The sequence below is a fragment of the Sphingobacterium sp. BS-2 genome (assembly GCF_046161205.1).
Lineage (GTDB): Bacteria > Bacteroidota > Bacteroidia > Sphingobacteriales > Sphingobacteriaceae > Sphingobacterium > Sphingobacterium mizutaii.
The window spans coordinates 44,304-61,869 of record NZ_JBIXGO010000008.1; the positions used below are offsets into that span (position 1 = coordinate 44,304).

Sequence of the window (17,566 nt, forward strand, 5' to 3'; positions counted from 1 at the left end):
AAATGGAAAACTTGGCAAAACATATCATAGTAATTGGGGGCTCAGCAGGCGCTTATGAACTGATCGTGGAGATCCTCGATCATTTGCCGAGCAAATTCTCCGATGCTATCGTCATTGTATTGCATAGAAATTCGAAATACGAAACTAAAATCGAAACCAGTTTATCAAAAAGATTGAACAGGAATGTTATTTCGGTTCGTGATAAGCTACCTATTTTGCAAAACCATATTTATTTCGCTCCCCCAGGCTACCATACTTTGGTAGAACCTGACCAAATATTTTCCTTGGACATCTCAGACCCCGTACAGTTTTCAAGACCATCGATCGATGTGTTTTTTGATTCAGTAGCGGCTGTTTACCACAAGGATGCGACTGCTTTTCTTCTTTCTGGTGCCAACAATGATGGCTCAACCGGCCTAAAAGCCCTAGTTGACCAAGGTGCAAAATGTTTTGTCCAAGACCCCAAAGAAGCTATTATTGACACCATGCCTTTAGCTGGCACACAAGTCTCTAAAAAAGTGCAAGTCATTTCAAATCAACATATCATAGATTATTTCAGTCAATTAAAGTAATGTCACCTATGAAAACGATCAATATTCTGATATTGGATGATAAGGAAGAAAACATCATCAGTCTGCATGCTTTGCTTCAGGAGGTTGACCATATCAACATCGTAAGCTCTACAGACCCGAATGAAGCCTTGAAAATCTGTTGGAAGGATGATATATCAATCGCCCTGGTCGATGTACAAATGCCAGAAATAAATGGATTCGAATTCGTATCCCTTTTAAAATCTAACCCTAAGACTAGCCATATCATGGCTATCATGGTTACTGCAATCTCCAAAGAAGACAAATACTTATTAAAAGGTCTGGAAAGTGGTGCAGTAGATTATTTATATAAGCCACTGAATCCAGAAATTACCATAGCAAAAGTGAGGTCATTTGTTCAACAGATCTTGATCCAACAAGAACTTATTCAAAAGAACAAGGAGTTGGAAGAATCTAAGATTGAACTGCTGAAAACTCGTGAAGAAGCCATCCAAGCAAGGAAATCCAAAGAAATTTTCTTGGCCAATATGAGCCATGAAATCCGAACGCCTATCAATGGGATCATGGGAATCATGCACATGTTCAAGAGCTCCGAACTGACGGTTGAACAAAAAGATTGGTTAAAAAGACTGGACAACGCTTCCCACTCCCTGCTGCTTATCATCAATGACATCCTGGACCTATCCAAAATCGACTCCGGAATGTTGAAGATAGAATTCGAAGATTTCAGCCTGACTAAGATGATCGAAGATATCAATCGGATTTTCAAGATCAAGGCTACCCATAAGAACCTAAAATTCCATATTGAGTTAGATGAAGATGTACCTCAGTATATCCATTACGATTCCTTGAGGCTGCAACAGATCATCAGCAATTTTGTGTCAAATAGCTTAAAATTCACTGAAAAAGGTTCCATCCAGCTGAACGTGAAGGTTGTCGATAAAGATTATGAACGTTTTAGGTTAAGGTTTTCCGTGAAAGACAGTGGGATTGGTATCCGTGAGGATTCCGTGGACAAGATCTTTATGGCCTTTGAACAGGCGGATGACGGCATTACCAAAAAATTCGGTGGTACCGGACTAGGTTTAGCCATTGTAAAACGATTAGCAAAACTATTGAATGGGGATGTTGGCGCTTCCAGTGTTTATGGCGAAGGATCTGAATTCTATTTTGAAGGATGGTTTGAAGAGTCTGCTCAGAGTGAAGTCGAAAAGGAAAAAGAAGTTCCGACCTACAACAGTTTCCCTAAGTTTGAGGAGATGAAAGTTTTGGTAGCTGAGGACAATGAACTGAACTCTTTTATGCTCGCCCATATGTTACGTAGTTGGAACTGCGCAGTGGACATTGTCAAGAACGGAAGGCTTGCACTCGAAAGAGTAGAAAACGAACAATATGATTTAATTTTAATGGATACGCACATGCCAATCATGAGCGGATTTGAAGCCATTAAGGAAATCAAGAACCATATTATACCTGAAAAACATGGCATTCCGATCATTACCATTTCCGCTTCTGTATTGGAACATGAACAAGCCGCTGCATTCCAAGCAGGAGCCGACGGGGTTATCGGAAAACCATTCGATCCAATCGAATTATATCAGAAAATAATCCAGGTTACAAACAAAAATAAAAACCCAAAATTGACTTCGTAATGATTTAATCCTCGTTTAAATCAATAATTTATGTTAAATTCGTATAAAATTTATTAAAAATAGCTATGAAGAAATTATTTATTATTCCAGCGCTAGTTTTAGCAATTGGAATTACTTCTTGTGGCAATAACGCTGAGAAGAAAGAAGAAGGCGCTTCAACCGAAACCACTACAACTGAACCTGAAGCTACTGAAACTGCATCTACTGCAACTGTAGAAGGTATTGAGAATGTAACATTGTCAAACCAATGGACAGTTGAAGCTAATGATCAAATGCAATTCAATACTACATTAATTCGTGTTAAAGCTGGTGAACCAGTAGAATTGACTTTGAAAAATGTAGGTTCTATGCCAGTTGAATCAATGGGTCACAACTTGGTTGTTTTGAAACCAGGTGTAGATGTGGCTACTTTCGGTGGTGAAGCTACTGCTGCAGCGGATAACGAGTATATCCCTAAATCAGCTCTTTCTTCAATCGTTGCACACACGAAATTGTTAGGTCCAGGTCAAGAAGACAAAATTACGTTTACATTGGAAAAAGGAGTTTATCCTTACCTATGTAGCTTCCCTGGTCACTTTGGAATTATGCATGGTCAAATCGTTGCTGAATAATCAAAGTACAAGAATATAAGTAAAAGGCCCCATAAGGGGCCTTTTATGTTTTTAACCAGCCTAAACTTTCCATTCTGAGCGAAGAGCGAAGAATCTGTCCGTTTTCTTCCCACACTATCCCTGTCATCCTTTTGCGAAGCAAATAGGACCTGTACGCCAATGCTTTTTCAACTCCTAATTTCCAACCATAATTCCTACATCCGAACGGTTCCTTAACCTTCGGTTAAGGATGACATCCAAAAAAAAATAAAAGGCCCCAGATTCTTCGCTAATCGCTCAGAATCCCTCTCAAGCACATTTCTATTCTGAACGGAAAGTGAAGAATCTGTACGCTTTCTTCCCACACTATCCCTGTCATCCTTTTGCGAAACAAATAGGACCTGTACGCCTAAGAAAGCCTCAACTGGGAAAGGAAACTTTTAATAAACCAAGAATAGTTCCTGCATCCGAACGGTTCCTTAACCTTCGGTTAAGGATGACAGATTTTTGTTATAATAGCGTACAGATTCTTCGCTCCTCGCTCAGAATTGAAGCTTAATTTCACATACTATCATTTAAAAACTTCCACGATTTATTTTGGGTATTAATTAATTCCTCCTTTCGTTTCCTCGTCCAGCCCTTAATCTCTTTCTCTCGAGATATTGCATCTATAACTTGTGAATAGGTTTCAAAATAAATTAGAAAATACACTTTGTACTTTTTGGTAAATGAATTAGAAGATAACGATGGTGATTGATGGTAATTCAATCGAACTTTTAAATCATTAGTTACACCTACATAAAGGACAGATCGATTGGAATTTGTTAGAATATAAACGTAATACACTATATTTTGATTTTTTCACAAATAAGCATTTTACTATTAAGCCTTCGTTCCAAACATATGAATTTTGTGTTTTTTTAATGATTTTCAGTAAATTTTATTCTGAGCGAATAGCGAAGAATCTGTACGCTTCCCCCCCCCTTTGATCCTGTCATCGTAAGTTTGAGAAAGTATAATTGGAGATCAATCGACAGAATATTATTTTGTTGGTCTATTTGATGATCCAGCCGAGAGAGGGAACAAGACTTTAACTTGTCATTGGTCATAAAGACCCCGGAGGATGTTAGTCCCCCTCTCTTATCCTTATTCAAACTTGGACAGTTCATTAGGCCCGCAGAGCCTGTTTTTACGATTGATAAGTTACGAATAAGAACTGCTGTGATCACAAAAATAATATATACAAATATGGTAACAGGTATCGATTGTTCAAAGGATTATTTTGATGTTGTTCTTTTAGACGGGAACAGGAAAGTTTTTGAAGGCAGGTTTGCCAACAACCCAAAGGGATTCCAGGAGTTGCTCCCCTATATCCAGCATTCGCATGTTGTCCTGGAGCACACAGGTCCGTACTATTTTTCCCTGGCATGCTTCCTCTGCGAATCCCATGTCCGGGTGTCTGTAGTGAACCCGCTGATCATCCGGAGGTTTTCACAGACCAAGATGAACAGGGCCAAGACAGACCGCAAGGACGCCCTGACCATAGCGGAATATGGCACGATGTACCAACCCCCGTTATGGAGCGTTCCCAATGAAAAGATACAGGAGATCAGGCAATTGGAGACCTATCTGAAAGGTGTGGTCAAGCGCAGGCAGGTACTGATGAACCAGTTCCATGCATTTGAACACGGAGGTAATTTCATCGGTTATATCCGTGAGAAAATGGAAGGTCAACTACAGGGTTATGAGCTGGATATCCAGCAGATTGAAGACAAGATCCACACCTTGATCCAGGACACCTTCCCTGAACTGCACAGGAACCTAAGGAGTATACCTGGTATAGGTCCAAAAAGCGCTGTGCTGATGATCGTAACGACAAATGGGTTCCAGGATTTTGAAAGCCACAAGCAGGTCATCTCCTATTTCGGACTGGCACCCAGGATCTATGAGTCGGGATCGAGCGTCAGGGGAAAGGCCAGTATCTGCAAAATGGGGATGTCATCTGTACGGGCAGTCCTGTACATGGCAGCAAGGGCGGCAAGGCTACACAACAAAAGCTGCAAGGAGCTGTATGAAAGACTGAGGACGGCAGGAAAGGCACATCGGGTGGCCATGATTGCGGTTGTAAACAAACTGATCAAACAGGCGTTCGCCATTGCAAAGTCTGGTGAGGTATATCGAGTGGAAAAAGGATTAGCAGAATAAAATTTGGAAAAAATTTAAAATAAATTTGGAAATAGACACAGTTCATCCTCAATCGAAGATTGAGGACCTGTACGTTGTGTTGAACCAGGATGTGAAGGATTGGAGGATGGACCAAGAACGGGGTTTGAACCAGGATGCCCATCGACTTCGCTCAGGGTACGGGATAAGAGGATGGACCAAGATCTGGACATGTACCAGGGTTGGGGTTCGATTCCCCCTCGACTCCGCTCGGGGCTCGCATCCAGCGAGAATTAGAGGATGGACCAAGATCTATTCCGATGGTCGAGCGGCATCTCGGCTTCTCTCGATAACCATCGAGATCCGGCACGGGATTATTGTTGGCTATTCATTTAACAATAAATTCTCCAATTTTCGTAGGGGCGTATCGCATACGCCCGCCACATGCATTTGAACCAGGATGCCCTTCGGTTTCGCTCAGGTTACGGGATAAGAGGATGGACCAAGATCTGGACATGTACCAAGGTTGGAGTTCGATTCCCCCTCGACTCCGCTCGGAGCTCGCATCCAGCGAGAATTAGAGGATGGATCAAGATCGATCTATTCCGATGGAGCGGCATCTCTGCTTCGCTCAATAACCGTCGAGACCCGGCACAGGATTATTGGATAGGGATTTGGTTGCTGAAGTTTGGTAGGGAATATTCGCCTACAAATCGACAAAAACAATTAAACCTCAGTTGCTGGCTTTGAGAACTTGATCGGTTAATAAAACATAAAATTCTGTTGTATAATGTCTGTTGTCTATTGTCTAAACAATATGTCTCTTTTTATTTGGAATAATTCTTAACAATATTTAGATTTGTTCCAAATTAAAAAAGAGCACATGATTTGTCCATTAGCAAATTTTGAAGAGATTTTCCAAACTGAGGATGGGGCTGTATACCAATGTAGCCGTAAAAACTGTTATTGGTTAGATTTTCAAGGGTCCACAACTGCTTTTAAGGTTAGGGATTTTTTTGCTTTTAAAAAGAGGGTAGATGCAGTTGATCTGGAAATGATGCTGAGCAATTCGGCTAGATCCTTTGATTTTGAGATTATTATGCCTTTCAGGACAGATAGCATCTTTATCTTGTCTGCTCAAGATATCATTAAATTGAAGGAAGTTCTTTCGGGGGCGAAGTTCATGATCGAGCTGAACAGCGAAATCAAAGCCTGCCTTCAATCCAAGGCTTTGCTTGCAATTTAATATTCTTTATAATTATACTGATTCTAAATAGCTTAGCTAATATTATAGCTAATTTAGACTGAATTTGTATTACATATTTTTCCTACAATTTCTTTCGTTTAGCTTTATCTTTGTGTTAAGGAAATCGACATAAGGTTTCTTGTTATTACATAAAAAGGAAAATATATTATGAAAGATTTATTGAAATTAAAAACATCTATCTCTGAAGAGATTGAAAACATATTGAATGCCCAAGTAAAAGTTGAAGCACACTCATCAGCATTGTATCTAGCAATGTCGGCTTGGTGTGATGATCAAGGCTTGGACAATGCAGCAGATTTCTTTGCTAAACAATCAGATGAAGAGCGTACTCACATGTTGAAGATCTTCAAATATATCAGCGACCGTGGTGGCCGTTCTATTTCGCCAGAAATCACAAATGTACCAGTTGATTTTCAATCTTTCAGAGGCGTATTCGAACAAACATTGGAGCAAGAAATGTTCGTAACTGAGCAATTCAACAAAATCGCTGACAAATGTTTCAAAGCAAAAGATTTCGTAACATTCAACTTTATTCAGTGGTTCTTAGAAGAGCAAGTAGAGGAAGAATATATTGCTAGACGTATCCTTGAACTATTCGATGTAATCGGTGAAGAAGGAACTGGACGTTGGGAAATAGACCGTCATTTGGTGAAAGTGACCTTCGATGGAGAATAAAATTCTTTAAAAAAATAAAAAAAGGGGTTAAAATCACATTTTAGCCCCTTTTTTTTATACAATTATTTTAAGTTTATACGTTTTATAAGTAAATTTCAGTTTATAGTTATTTAGTGAATTTTTAGATTGCCAATTTAGTCTATTGCTCTGTGAGAAATTACTGTTCAGGTATACTTATTTTGCTTCTTACTTTTTTAGGATTTCATGAGTTACATGCTCAAGAAGGCTTGAAAAGTGTAGAGGGTGTGGTAGTTGACAGTACAGGTCTAGGCATGAAAGACGCATCGGTAAGGTTGGTAAGTAATGCCGACACCATGAGCACCACCACCGATGAGAATGGTTTCTACCGATTCAGAAATATCAAGGGGAAAAATCTCAATATTTCCTATAGTATGTTGGGGTTTCAGATAGTCAACAAAAGTATTCCAACAACCGTTTTTATCAATAAGATCTTTGTTCCTCGTGTGGTGCTTTATCCGCAATCCACGTTAATTCCAGAGGTTAGGATTGTGAAGGTCATTCCTGTGGTGGACCGTGGGGATACCATTCAGTTTAATATGTCGGCATTCTCCTTTCCAGAACATTCCCTCCTTGAAGAGGCCATCAAGCAATTGCCGGGTTTTCAGGTCCTGAGAGACGGAACCACCTATTATAATGGGCAACTGATTAGAGGGGTACGTGTAGATGGTAAAAAGTTCTTTAGTGGGGATCTATTGACCGCGACCCGTAATCTTCCTTCAGGCTTTGTGAAACAGGTGGAAGTGATCAATGATTATGGAGACCTTTCTACGGCGAAGGGTATCAAAACTTCTGATCCGGAAAAGATCATTAACATTATCCTAGAGGAAGACAAGAAAAGGATCACCTTTGGTCAGGGGACCATAGGGGCCGGAACGAGGGATCGATTTATTGGAAGTATAGGGATCAATAAATTCAATGATGGCCAAGAGATGTCCATCATCGGTTCCCTGAATAATACCAATACCAGTCTGTTTCTTTTTGGGTCACCAGACGGAGCAGGAGGTAGAAATACGGATCTTTCCGAGGTAGGAGATTTCTCTGACCCTAATGATGGGTTAAATAAATTGGGATCCCTAGGGATTTCATTTACTGATAATCTAGGAGATAATATCACCTTGAATGGTGGCTATTCCTATCAAAGTAAATTTAATTTGACAGAGGGTAATTCCTTATTGACATCTTCTTATGCCGGCTATAAGATCCATCGCTATGAGAAATACCGGAATCGCACCTACGATAACTTGCATACCCTAAATTTAGAAATGAATGCCAAGTTCAAAAATAATGATGTATTAAAGATCAATCCTAAAGTTGCATATAATCGGGAATATTTCTATAACCAAAGAAGTACGGATTTGACCAACCGGAGATTGCATGAATTGGGTGAAAGACAAGATACAACCGTTAACAGTAAACCTTCGGCCGATATATCGGTCCTCTATTCCAAATACTTCCATAAGCCTGGAAGAAAGCTAGTAGGAGATCTGAAACTAAACTATCAATCCTTGACGAAAGATGATGTGGTTTCGGAATACTATGAAAGTTTCGACTCTACTGGTACCATCCCAACGATGACGAGTTATAGGCAACGACAATTAGTGGATGCTAGAAATGATGTTGCAGGGGTGAAGAGTTCTTTATCTTATGTGGAGCCATTCTATGAACATAGTTTGTTGGAGATCTTCCATGAGATGGATATCAACAATATTGAAGCAGTCCGTACGGTAAGGGATCCTTATTATCTGGGTGGAGAATTTGTGGATTCATTGGCCATGGACTATGCCTATCAATTTAGAAGTTTTAAGACAGGATTAAACTACCAATATGAGCCAAACAAGAAATTTAGGGTGAATATGGGTTTTTCAGTGCAGCCAGTCAATCTTTCAGGTAGAGTGCGAGGGGATACCATGATCTATAAATATAATAATGTAAATCTGGTTCCTTCGACGACCATCCGTTATAAATTCAGCAATGATCTGGAAATCAAATTGGCCTATTTAGGCAGAAATATCCAACCAACCTTTTTACATATCTCACCAGTCAGAGATAACTCCAATTCAAGGAACATTATTATTGGTAATCCCTCACTAAAGGCTGAATTTTCCAATCAGTTTTCTACGACCTTAAGGAAGTTTGTGCCTACTCGAGGTCAATATTTCCAGACCGATTTTGCCTATACTTTTATTGCGAATAAAATCGTGACTTCTAAGAAATCATTGTCGAATGAAACAATACAGGAAACCACCTTTGAAAATACCGATGGTTATTACGATATAAAATGGTACTACGAGTTTAATTCTCCGATTTTTTCAGATGAGCTGAATCTTGGGCTTTCCGGCAATGTGGATTATTACAATAACCTGTCTTATATCAACAGCATGAAAAGTACCACACAACAGGTTCTCTTTAACCAGAATATCCAATTTAGGTACTTGCCGAATGAGTACTTTGAATCGGTATTCAATACGAACTATTTCTTGAATCGGGCGGTTTATGAATTGCCGTACAAAAATAAGATTGCTGCCCATTCCTTTTTGTTGAGTTTGGCGGGTCGAGGCTACCTATCGGAGAACTTTGTGTTAGGAGCGGAAATGTCCCAGAAGTTTTATAATGGTTATGTGAGCGAATTAAGTGATGTTAATCCGACGATAATCAATACTTATCTAGAATATAGTTTTTTAAAAAACAAAGCAGCGTTAATTAGGTTACAATGTAATGATATCATGGACCAGAACAAGAATGTGGGTGTCATGACTTCATATGTTGGTAACGATGTCTTTGAATCTAGAAACAATAGGTTGGGAAGATATCTTATGTTGACTTTTAACCTGCGTTTGCAAACTTATCCGAATAAATAAATGAAAGTAGCGGTAATGACGACTTTTGGAGGGCCAGAAGTGTTTAGAATTGAGGAAAGAGCGGATTTATCGCCAGAAGGGGATGAACTTGTCATTGAAGTGAGGGCAGCGGGAATAAACCGTCCTGATGTCTTTCAACGAAAGGGTCATTATCCAGCTCCTCCCAATGTGATCCAGGAGATCCCGGGATTGGAGGTTTCTGGGGTAGTGCGTGCTGTTGGGCCAGATGCCAAGAAATTTAATGTTGGGGACGAAGTGATGGCCTTATTGCCCGGTGTAGGCTATGCGACCCAAGCCTGTGTTTCGGAAAGAGCTTGCCTCCCTAAGCCTAAAAACTTAAGCTTTGAGGAAGCGGCATGTCTACCCGAAACTGTTTACACCGTATGGCACAATGTATTTCAGAGAGGTCGCTTGAAAAAAGGCGAAAAAGTCTTGATCCATGGTGGAACGGGTGGTATTGGGACCACTGCTATTCAAATCTGTAAGATTTTTGGTGCTATCGTCTATTGTACCGTTGGCTCTGAGGAAAAGCGGAAAATAGCCTTGGACCTTGGTGCTGATAAAGTCATAAATTATAAAACCGAAGATTTTGTTGATATACTAAAGCCAGTAGGAGTGGATGTGGTTTTGGATAGCATAGGCGGGGTGTATTTTAACAAACATATTGCTTTACTTCATGAAGATGGTCGATTGGTACAGATTAATGCGATGGAAGGTGCTAAAGTAGAATTGAACCTTTTGAAGTTGATGCAAAAGCGGATCACCGTAACAGGTTCGACTTTGAGAGGAAGGGACCTTTCTTTCAAAGCTGAGCTCACTCATGAAATTGAAACAAATATTTTACCTCTTTTGGAAAAAGGGCAGCTGAGACCATTATTGACTAAAATCTTTCCCTTTGAGGAGGTCATTGAGGCACATCGCTATTTTGAGAGCCCTGAACAATACGGGAAAATAGTGCTTAGAATGAATGGCTAAATACTTTTAGCGGTTTGTTTTATCAATTATTTTCCTATATTTAAAAAATTGATAAAACCTATTTTTCACAACATGAACTTAAAATTTCTTACTACAGCTTTATTGATAGGTACGACTGTCTTATCAGGATTTGCTCAGAAAGTTGGGAAGGTTGAGAAACCGATCGATCTAGTGAGCACCTTGGTGGGTACACAATCTACTTATTTTTTATCCAGCGGTAATACGTATCCAGCAATAGCCCTTCCATGGGGGATGAACTTTTGGAGTCCTCAAACCGGGAAGATGGGCGATGGATGGATGTATACCTATACCGCGGAAAAACTGCGTGGAATAAAACAGACGCATCAGCCATCTCCATGGATGAATGATTATGGACAGTTTTCCATTATGGCGATGGTCAATAATAAGACCTTTGATCAGGACAAACGTGCGAGTTATTTTTCGCATAAAGCCGAAGTCGCTAAACCACATTATTATTCAGTTTATCTTGCTGATTATGATACTAAAGTAGAGCTTACTCCAACCGAGCGTGCGTCTTACTTTAGATTTACTTTTCCAAAGACCGATTCAGCCTTTGTGTTGATCGATGCATTTGACAAAGGTTCTTATGTGGAAGTAATCCCTAAGGAAAACAAAATCATAGGTTATAGTACCAAAAACAGTGGTGGTGTTCCAGAGAACTTCAAGAATTATTTCGTAATGACTTTTGACAAGCCATTTGCGAATGTTTCAACCTTTGCTGATTCCGTTTTGACGGATGGCAGGTATATGGTGAAGGCAAACCATGTTGGTGCTATTGTTGGCTTCCAAAATGCGAATGCTGGCGAGCAAGTGCTGATGAAAGCTGCTTCTTCCTTTATCAGTCCAGAACAGGCCGTTCAGAACTTGAAGGAATTGGATGGCGTTACATTTGACGAGCAGGTGAAAAAAGGTGAGGACATTTGGAATAAGGAATTGGGTAAGATTGAAATAGAAGGTGGAAATATCGATCAGATGAGGACTTTCTATTCTTCCTTGTACCGTTCTTTATTGTTCCCAAGGATGTTCTACGAGATCAATGCGCAAGGAGAGGTTGTGCACTATTCTCCATATAATGGAAAGGTATTACCGGGATATATGTTTACTGACACCGGATTTTGGGATACCTTTAGAGCCTTGTTTCCTTTCTTGAACCTGATGTATCCAGAGATCAACGAGAAGATGCAGGAAGGCTTGGCAAACGCTTATCGTGAAGGTGGCTGGTTGCCAGAGTGGGCGAGTCCTGGTTACAGAAATATCATGGTTGGTAACAACTCTGCTTCTGTAGTAGCTGATGCCTATATCAAAGGGGTGAGATCAAAAGATATTGAGACTTTGTACGAGGCAGTTATAAAAGGAGCCAACAATGCTGGTCCGATTACAGCTGTAGGAAGAGCCGGTGCTGAATATTATAATGAATTGGGTTATGTGCCTTATGATGTGAAGATCAATGAAAATGCAGCCCGTTCTCTGGAATACTCTTATGATGACTTTGCCATCTATCAGTTGGCTAAATCATTGAATAAAGATTCTGATAAAGATTTCTATAAAAAGAGAGCCTATAACTATCAGAAGTTATTTGACCCATCTACCGGATTGATGCGCGGAAAGAATAAAGATGGATCTTGGTCTACACCATTCAATCCATTCAAGTGGGGAGATGCTTTTACAGAAGGTAACAGCTGGCACTATAGCTGGTCGGTATTCCAGGATGTGGAAGGATTTGCAAAACTGTTAGGCGGTCACAAAGCAATGGAAATCAAATTGGACTCTGTATTTACCTTGCCTCCAATTTTTGATGATAGCTATTATGGTTTCCCAATCCATGAGATCCGCGAAATGCAGATCGCTAATATGGGGCAATATGCACATGGAAATCAGCCGATCCAACATATGATCTATTTGTATAACCATGTTGGAGCCCCTTGGAAAGCACAATATTGGATCAGGGAGACGATGAATAGAATGTATTCGCCAAATCCTGATGGCTACTGTGGTGACGAGGACAACGGTCAGACTTCTGCTTGGTATGTATTCTCAGCAATCGGATTCTATCCAGTGACTCCAGCAACTGACGAATATGTCCTTGGTTCACCGGTATTTGATAAAGTAACCTTGCATTTAAGCAATGGTAAGACCGTAAATATTGAATCGAAAAACAATTCAGATCAAAACCGTTATATCCAGAATATGAAATGGAATGGTAAGAACTACACAAAGAACTATATCAATCATAGTGAATTGTTGAAGGGTGCCAATCTACAGTTTGATATGGGTGCAGAGCCCAATAAGAAAAGAGGAATCAATAAAGCTGATCTTCCATACTCCATCAGTAAGGACGATCAATAGATTGATCAATACCTAGTGAAAAAAAAGCTCCAAGAATATCTTTCTTGGAGCTTTTTTAGGTTAATAGGTTGGAGAGAAAAAAAGGCTTGAAATAAATTCAAGCCCGTAAAAATTCGTTTTATCTTACCCCATACCTTAGGGCGCGCACATGTTCCTTTACTAGATGCGTTCTGGTAAATTAATTGTTTTGGCTAGTGAAGATTAAAAATCTTCATCTTCGTCATCAAAATCATCGTAGCCGCCGATCGAATCGATATCATCTAATCCGAATTCATCATCGTCATCAAAGTCATCATCATCGTCATCAGGACCGTTGAAGTTGAGCACTCTTTCATCAACCTTTACATCTGTTTCAATTGCTTGCATTGTAGCCATGTTGTTTATTATGATATTATTCTTTTGTTATGTAAAATTATATAAGATAATTCAATTGATAAATTTTTTTTAAAAATAATTAAAACGAATTGAATCTTGCTCTATCATGATCTAATCAACGATTTCACCGATACTGTTTTCTTCAGCCACAATATCTTTAAGCTGAGGGAGATCCTTGGTGCTGGATAGACCAAAGTGGTTCATGAACTCTCCGCTGGTCGAATAGAGCAGGGGCTTACCAATGCTGTTAGCCTTGCCTGCAATTTGTATCAAGCCTTTATCCAACAAGCGTTGAATGGAATAATCACAGTTGACTCCACGGATCTGTTCTACCTCTAATTTGGTAATCGGTTGCCTATATGCGATGATTGCTAAGGTTTCCAATGCTGATTGGCTTAGTTTTTTCCGCTCTTTGTGGACCTGAAGTTGGTTGATGGCATCGTGATAGGCTGGTTTTGTCAAGAACTGTAATTGATCATTGATGGAAACCAAGGCCAAGGGATAATCCTCAGATTCGTATTTAGCCTTTAATTTCCCAATGAATTCTGCCAACTCTACCTTGCTGATCTCGATAGCCAATGCATCTTGTAAAACCTCACGTAGGTCCTTCTGGCTGATTCCTTCGGAAGAGGCAAAGATGATGGCTTCTATATTTAATATAATATCTTTCAAAACGATGCTTAATAATTAATAACCTGTTCTTCCATCTGTTCAGGCAATTCCCTGAACTTGTAAGTCTGTGTCCTTAATTGGGGTTCAAAACCTGCTTCTGTGATGGCATCTTGAATGGATTTGGAAGTGAACCTGTGCGGTGCACCTGCTGCAGAAACCACATTCTCTTCGATCATGATGGAACCAAAGTCGTTCGCACCAGAATGAAGACATATCTGTGCGGTTTGTTTACCGACAGTTAGCCAAGAAGCTTGTATATTTTTGATGTTCGGAAGCATGATTCTACTTAAAGCAATCATTCGGATATATTCATCGGCTGTAACATCATTGGTAATGCCGCGTAGGCGTTTCAATAAAGTACCATCATCTTGGAAAGGCCAAGGGATAAAGGCGATGAATCCATAAGCATCGGCTGGTTTTTCGCTTTGTACTTCGCGTAGCCATACCAAGTGCTCGAAACGTTCCTCGATTGTTTCAATATGTCCAAACATCATGGTTGCCGAAGTTGGAAGATTGATTTTGTGGGCTGCACGCATTACATCCAACCATTCTTGACCACCACATTTACCCTTAGAGATCAATCTACGGACACGGTCGTTCAATATTTCTGCACCAGCCCCCGGCAAGGAGTCTAATCCAGCTTCTTTCATGGCCGTCAAGACTTCAAGGTGGCTCATGCCTTCCAGTTTTGCTACGTGCGCAATTTCTGGCGGCCCTAAGGAGTGAAGCTTAAGGGTTGGGTAAAGTTCCTTTAGTTGTTTGAAAAGGTTGGTGTAGAAACTCAATCCAAGGTCAGGGTGATGTCCACCTTGTAGAAGTAATTGATCACCACCATAGCGGAAGGTTTCTTCGATCTTCTGCTTATAGGTTTCAATGTCCGTGATGTAACTTTCTTCATGGCCTGGGCGTCTGAAGAAATTACAGAATTTACAGTTTGCGATACATACGTTGGTAGTATTCACATTCCTGTCAATCTGCCAAGTTACCTTTCCGTGTGGGACTTGAATCTTACGCAGTTCGTTGGCTACAAAAGCAAGGTCTGCAGTTGCCGCTTCTTTATATAAGAAAATGCCTTCTTCTTTTGTCAAGAAGTCAAAGTTCAAGGCACGCTCTAACAGTTTGTTTACATTCATGTAATAACAAAGATACGGAGCTTTTTATGAAATCGGAAGATGTAAAATAGAAATGAAACGGATTAAAATTAACCTAAATATCATCTAATCAAATTGTTGCTAGGAAAGATATAGTTGATGAAGCAATCAAATTAATTTTTAGAATAAATTCTGGAATACAAAAACTTATAAATCAGTTAGTTGTTTTAATAATAAGCTTACATTTATTTTACTTTCAGTTTACTGTTTTATAATAAAGTAGCGTTGAAAATTCATATATTTAGGTACACTACAAAGGAGGTCATTGATGAGCCACGACATTATCCATATTGAACGTACATACCCAATTTCTACAGCTGCATTATGGCAAGCTATGACCGATAAGCAAAAGTTAAAGGACTGGTTCTTTGATATCCCTAATTTTAGTACAGAGGTGGGCGCGCAATTTGAATTTTCAAAGGTTGAAAAACGTAAGAATGATTATCACCAATGTCAAGTTTTGGAGGTAAAGCCGGAGGAACTTTTCAAGTTTACTTGGCGCCATCCAAAGCAAACAAAAGGGAATTCGATCATTACTTGGAGGTTTATTCCGAGGAGAGGAGCGACTACTTTGCATTTGACACATGAAGGTCTGGAACATTTCAGAGATGCCGGAGAGCAATTTTCCCAAGAACGTTTTGAATCGGGCTGGGAAAGGATCTTGGGTGATTCACTAACAAAATTTATTGAAAAATTGTGACATAGGGTTTTGTCATAACCCTTTGAATATCATTTTTCTACTTGTTAATTAATGAATTCTTGCTGCTAAGAGTAGCAATAGGAATTCATTTTTTTTACATTTAATTTTGAAACCTATTTTCTAATCATTCACGGATCTACAGAGTTATATGAAGAAATTTTTCTCCAGTTTATATGTTCAGGTCATTTTAGGAATCCTAATCGGGATTTTATGCGGTGTATTCTATCCTGATTTTGCAGTTAAGTTGAAACCCTTAGGGGATGGATTTATCAAGCTGATCAAGATGATCATCGCTCCATTGATATTTAGCTCCATTGTAATTGGTATTGCAGGAATGCAGGATATCAAGAAAGTTGGTAAGATTGGCTTGAGTTCCTTGGTCTATTTTGAGATCATGACAACGATAGCCCTGGTCATCGGATTGGTATTTGTGAACTTAATACAGCCAGGCACGGGGATGAACGTAGATCCAAATACCTTGGACCCCACAGCTGTTTCGCATTATATCCAAGAATCCAAGGAGCATAATAGTGTGATGGATTTTATTCTGAGCATTATCCCCAATAATGTGATTGCTGCAGTGGCTTCCGATAACCTCTTACAGGTTTTATTGTTTGCAGTGCTGTTTGGAATTGGACTTACGAAGATTGGAGAAAAGGCTTCTGCTCCAGTGATTGATGTCTTGCAATCCTTTCTAAAAGGTTTGTTTGCTGTCATCAAAATGATCATGTACCTAGCGCCAATCGGTGCTATGGGAGCCATGGGCTTTACCATTGGTAAATATGGAATTGAGGCTTTATCGTCTTTGGGGCTTTTGATGCTCAGCTTCTACGGAACCTGTATCGTATTTATTGTCGGCGTGATCGGGTCAGTCCTGTATTTCTATGTGAATGTCAATATTTTCAAATTACTTAAATACATCAAAGAAGAGCTATTGATTGTGTTGGGTACCTCTTCTTCAGAATCGGCATTACCGGGTTTAATGCAAAAATTGGAAGATGCAGGATGTCCTAAGCCGATCGTTGGCTTAGTAATTCCAACAGGTTACTCCTTCAATCTTGATGGGACCTGTATCTATCTAACCATGGCAGCTGTTTTTATATCCCAAGCCCTTAATATGCACCTCAATTTGGAACAGGAAATCACGTTGCTCTTAGTGCTCCTGTTAACATCAAAGGGTGCTGCAGGGGTAACAGGAAGTGGTTTTGTGACGCTTGCCGCCACACTGCCCGTTGTGGGGCATATCCCAGTCGAAGCGGTAGGCTTGATTTTAGGGATTGACCGTTTTATGAGTGAGGCTAGGGCATTGACCAATATTATTGGGAATGCTACTGCAACCATAGTGGTCGCCAAATATGAAAAAGGCTTGGATGAGGATCTCCTCCATGAAAAACTTGGCTCTGCCCATGCAGAGATTAAATAAAGAATAGAAATCGCCTCAAATGGGCGATTTTTTTATTTAAAGAATTTCATGAATCACCATAGGAATATTAAAAAAGTAAAACATTAAGCTAGCTTAGTTGGTTAGACATATTGTCCGAGTTGTTCT

The 17,566-nt window shown here is 39.8% G+C and carries 15 protein-coding genes; 11 read left to right on the forward strand and 4 right to left on the reverse strand.

Annotated features, from left to right (window positions below):
• The first annotated feature begins 2 nt into the window (after window positions 1–2).
• From ACK2WI_RS01750 to ACK2WI_RS01760, 3 genes are all read left to right on the forward strand, one after another.
• The gene (locus tag ACK2WI_RS01750) at window positions 3–572 is read left to right on the forward strand and encodes a chemotaxis protein CheB (protein ID WP_409149568.1); all 570 of its coding nucleotides are present in this window, start codon (window positions 3–5) and stop codon (window positions 570–572) included.
• Between the two features lie 8 nt (window positions 573–580).
• Window positions 581–2,203, forward strand: coding sequence for a response regulator (locus ACK2WI_RS01755; protein ID WP_093100873.1), 1,623 nt, complete (start codon window positions 581–583; stop codon window positions 2,201–2,203).
• Window positions 2,204–2,268: 65 nt separating this feature from the next.
• Window positions 2,269–2,814 (forward strand): plastocyanin/azurin family copper-binding protein, encoded by a 546-nt coding sequence (locus tag ACK2WI_RS01760; RefSeq protein WP_093100823.1) that lies wholly within the window; start codon window positions 2,269–2,271, stop codon window positions 2,812–2,814.
• Between the two features lie 540 nt (window positions 2,815–3,354).
• On the opposite strand, the gene ACK2WI_RS01765 is transcribed toward ACK2WI_RS01760, so the two are convergent.
• Complete coding sequence (locus ACK2WI_RS01765; RefSeq protein ID WP_312696979.1) at window positions 3,355–3,639, reverse strand: GIY-YIG nuclease family protein; 285 nt, start codon at window positions 3,637–3,639, stop codon at window positions 3,355–3,357.
• Window positions 3,640–4,041: 402 nt separating this feature from the next.
• On the opposite strand from ACK2WI_RS01765, the gene ACK2WI_RS01770 reads away from it, so the two are divergent.
• From ACK2WI_RS01770 to ACK2WI_RS01795, 6 genes are all read left to right on the forward strand, one after another.
• Complete coding sequence (locus ACK2WI_RS01770; protein ID WP_312906545.1) at window positions 4,042–4,998, forward strand: IS110 family transposase; 957 nt, start codon at window positions 4,042–4,044, stop codon at window positions 4,996–4,998.
• An 841-nt stretch (window positions 4,999–5,839) separates the two neighbouring features.
• Entirely contained in the window at window positions 5,840–6,202 is a 363-nt protein-coding gene (locus ACK2WI_RS01775; RefSeq protein WP_312698560.1) for a DUF6686 family protein, read from the forward strand.
• A gap of 168 nt (window positions 6,203–6,370) precedes the next feature.
• Window positions 6,371–6,898: a ferritin gene (locus tag ACK2WI_RS01780; RefSeq protein ID WP_409149572.1), complete on the forward strand. Its 528-nt coding sequence runs from the start codon at window positions 6,371–6,373 to the stop codon at window positions 6,896–6,898.
• A 179-nt stretch (window positions 6,899–7,077) separates the two neighbouring features.
• Window positions 7,078–9,777 carry an outer membrane beta-barrel protein gene (locus ACK2WI_RS01785; protein WP_093096028.1) on the forward strand — a complete coding sequence of 900 codons (2,700 nt, stop codon included), beginning with the start codon at window positions 7,078–7,080 and terminating at the stop codon, window positions 9,775–9,777.
• Window positions 9,778–10,752, forward strand: coding sequence for an NAD(P)H-quinone oxidoreductase (locus ACK2WI_RS01790; protein ID WP_312698561.1), 975 nt, complete (start codon window positions 9,778–9,780; stop codon window positions 10,750–10,752).
• A 72-nt stretch (window positions 10,753–10,824) separates the two neighbouring features.
• Window positions 10,825–13,119: a GH92 family glycosyl hydrolase gene (locus ACK2WI_RS01795; RefSeq protein ID WP_312698562.1), complete on the forward strand. Its 2,295-nt coding sequence runs from the start codon at window positions 10,825–10,827 to the stop codon at window positions 13,117–13,119.
• A gap of 201 nt (window positions 13,120–13,320) precedes the next feature.
• On the opposite strand, the gene ACK2WI_RS01800 is transcribed toward ACK2WI_RS01795, so the two are convergent.
• From ACK2WI_RS01800 to ACK2WI_RS01810, 3 genes are all read right to left on the reverse strand, one after another.
• Window positions 13,321–13,485, reverse strand: a complete 165-nt coding sequence (locus ACK2WI_RS01800; RefSeq protein ID WP_169918963.1) for a hypothetical protein — start codon at window positions 13,483–13,485, stop codon at window positions 13,321–13,323.
• A 120-nt stretch (window positions 13,486–13,605) separates the two neighbouring features.
• Window positions 13,606–14,166, reverse strand: coding sequence for an SMC-Scp complex subunit ScpB (gene scpB, locus ACK2WI_RS01805; RefSeq protein WP_093096034.1), 561 nt, complete (start codon window positions 14,164–14,166; stop codon window positions 13,606–13,608).
• An 8-nt stretch (window positions 14,167–14,174) separates the two neighbouring features.
• Window positions 14,175–15,299: a CofH family radical SAM protein gene (locus ACK2WI_RS01810; protein ID WP_093096037.1), complete on the reverse strand. Its 1,125-nt coding sequence runs from the start codon at window positions 15,297–15,299 to the stop codon at window positions 14,175–14,177.
• Between the two features lie 286 nt (window positions 15,300–15,585).
• On the opposite strand from ACK2WI_RS01810, the gene ACK2WI_RS01815 reads away from it, so the two are divergent.
• Window positions 15,586–16,017: an SRPBCC domain-containing protein gene (locus ACK2WI_RS01815; RefSeq protein WP_312698563.1), complete on the forward strand. Its 432-nt coding sequence runs from the start codon at window positions 15,586–15,588 to the stop codon at window positions 16,015–16,017.
• A gap of 148 nt (window positions 16,018–16,165) precedes the next feature.
• A complete protein-coding gene (dctA, locus tag ACK2WI_RS01820; protein WP_312698564.1) occupies window positions 16,166–17,440 on the forward strand; it encodes a C4-dicarboxylate transporter DctA in 1,275 nt (424 codons plus the stop codon).
• Window positions 17,441–17,566: the final 126 nt, after the last annotated feature.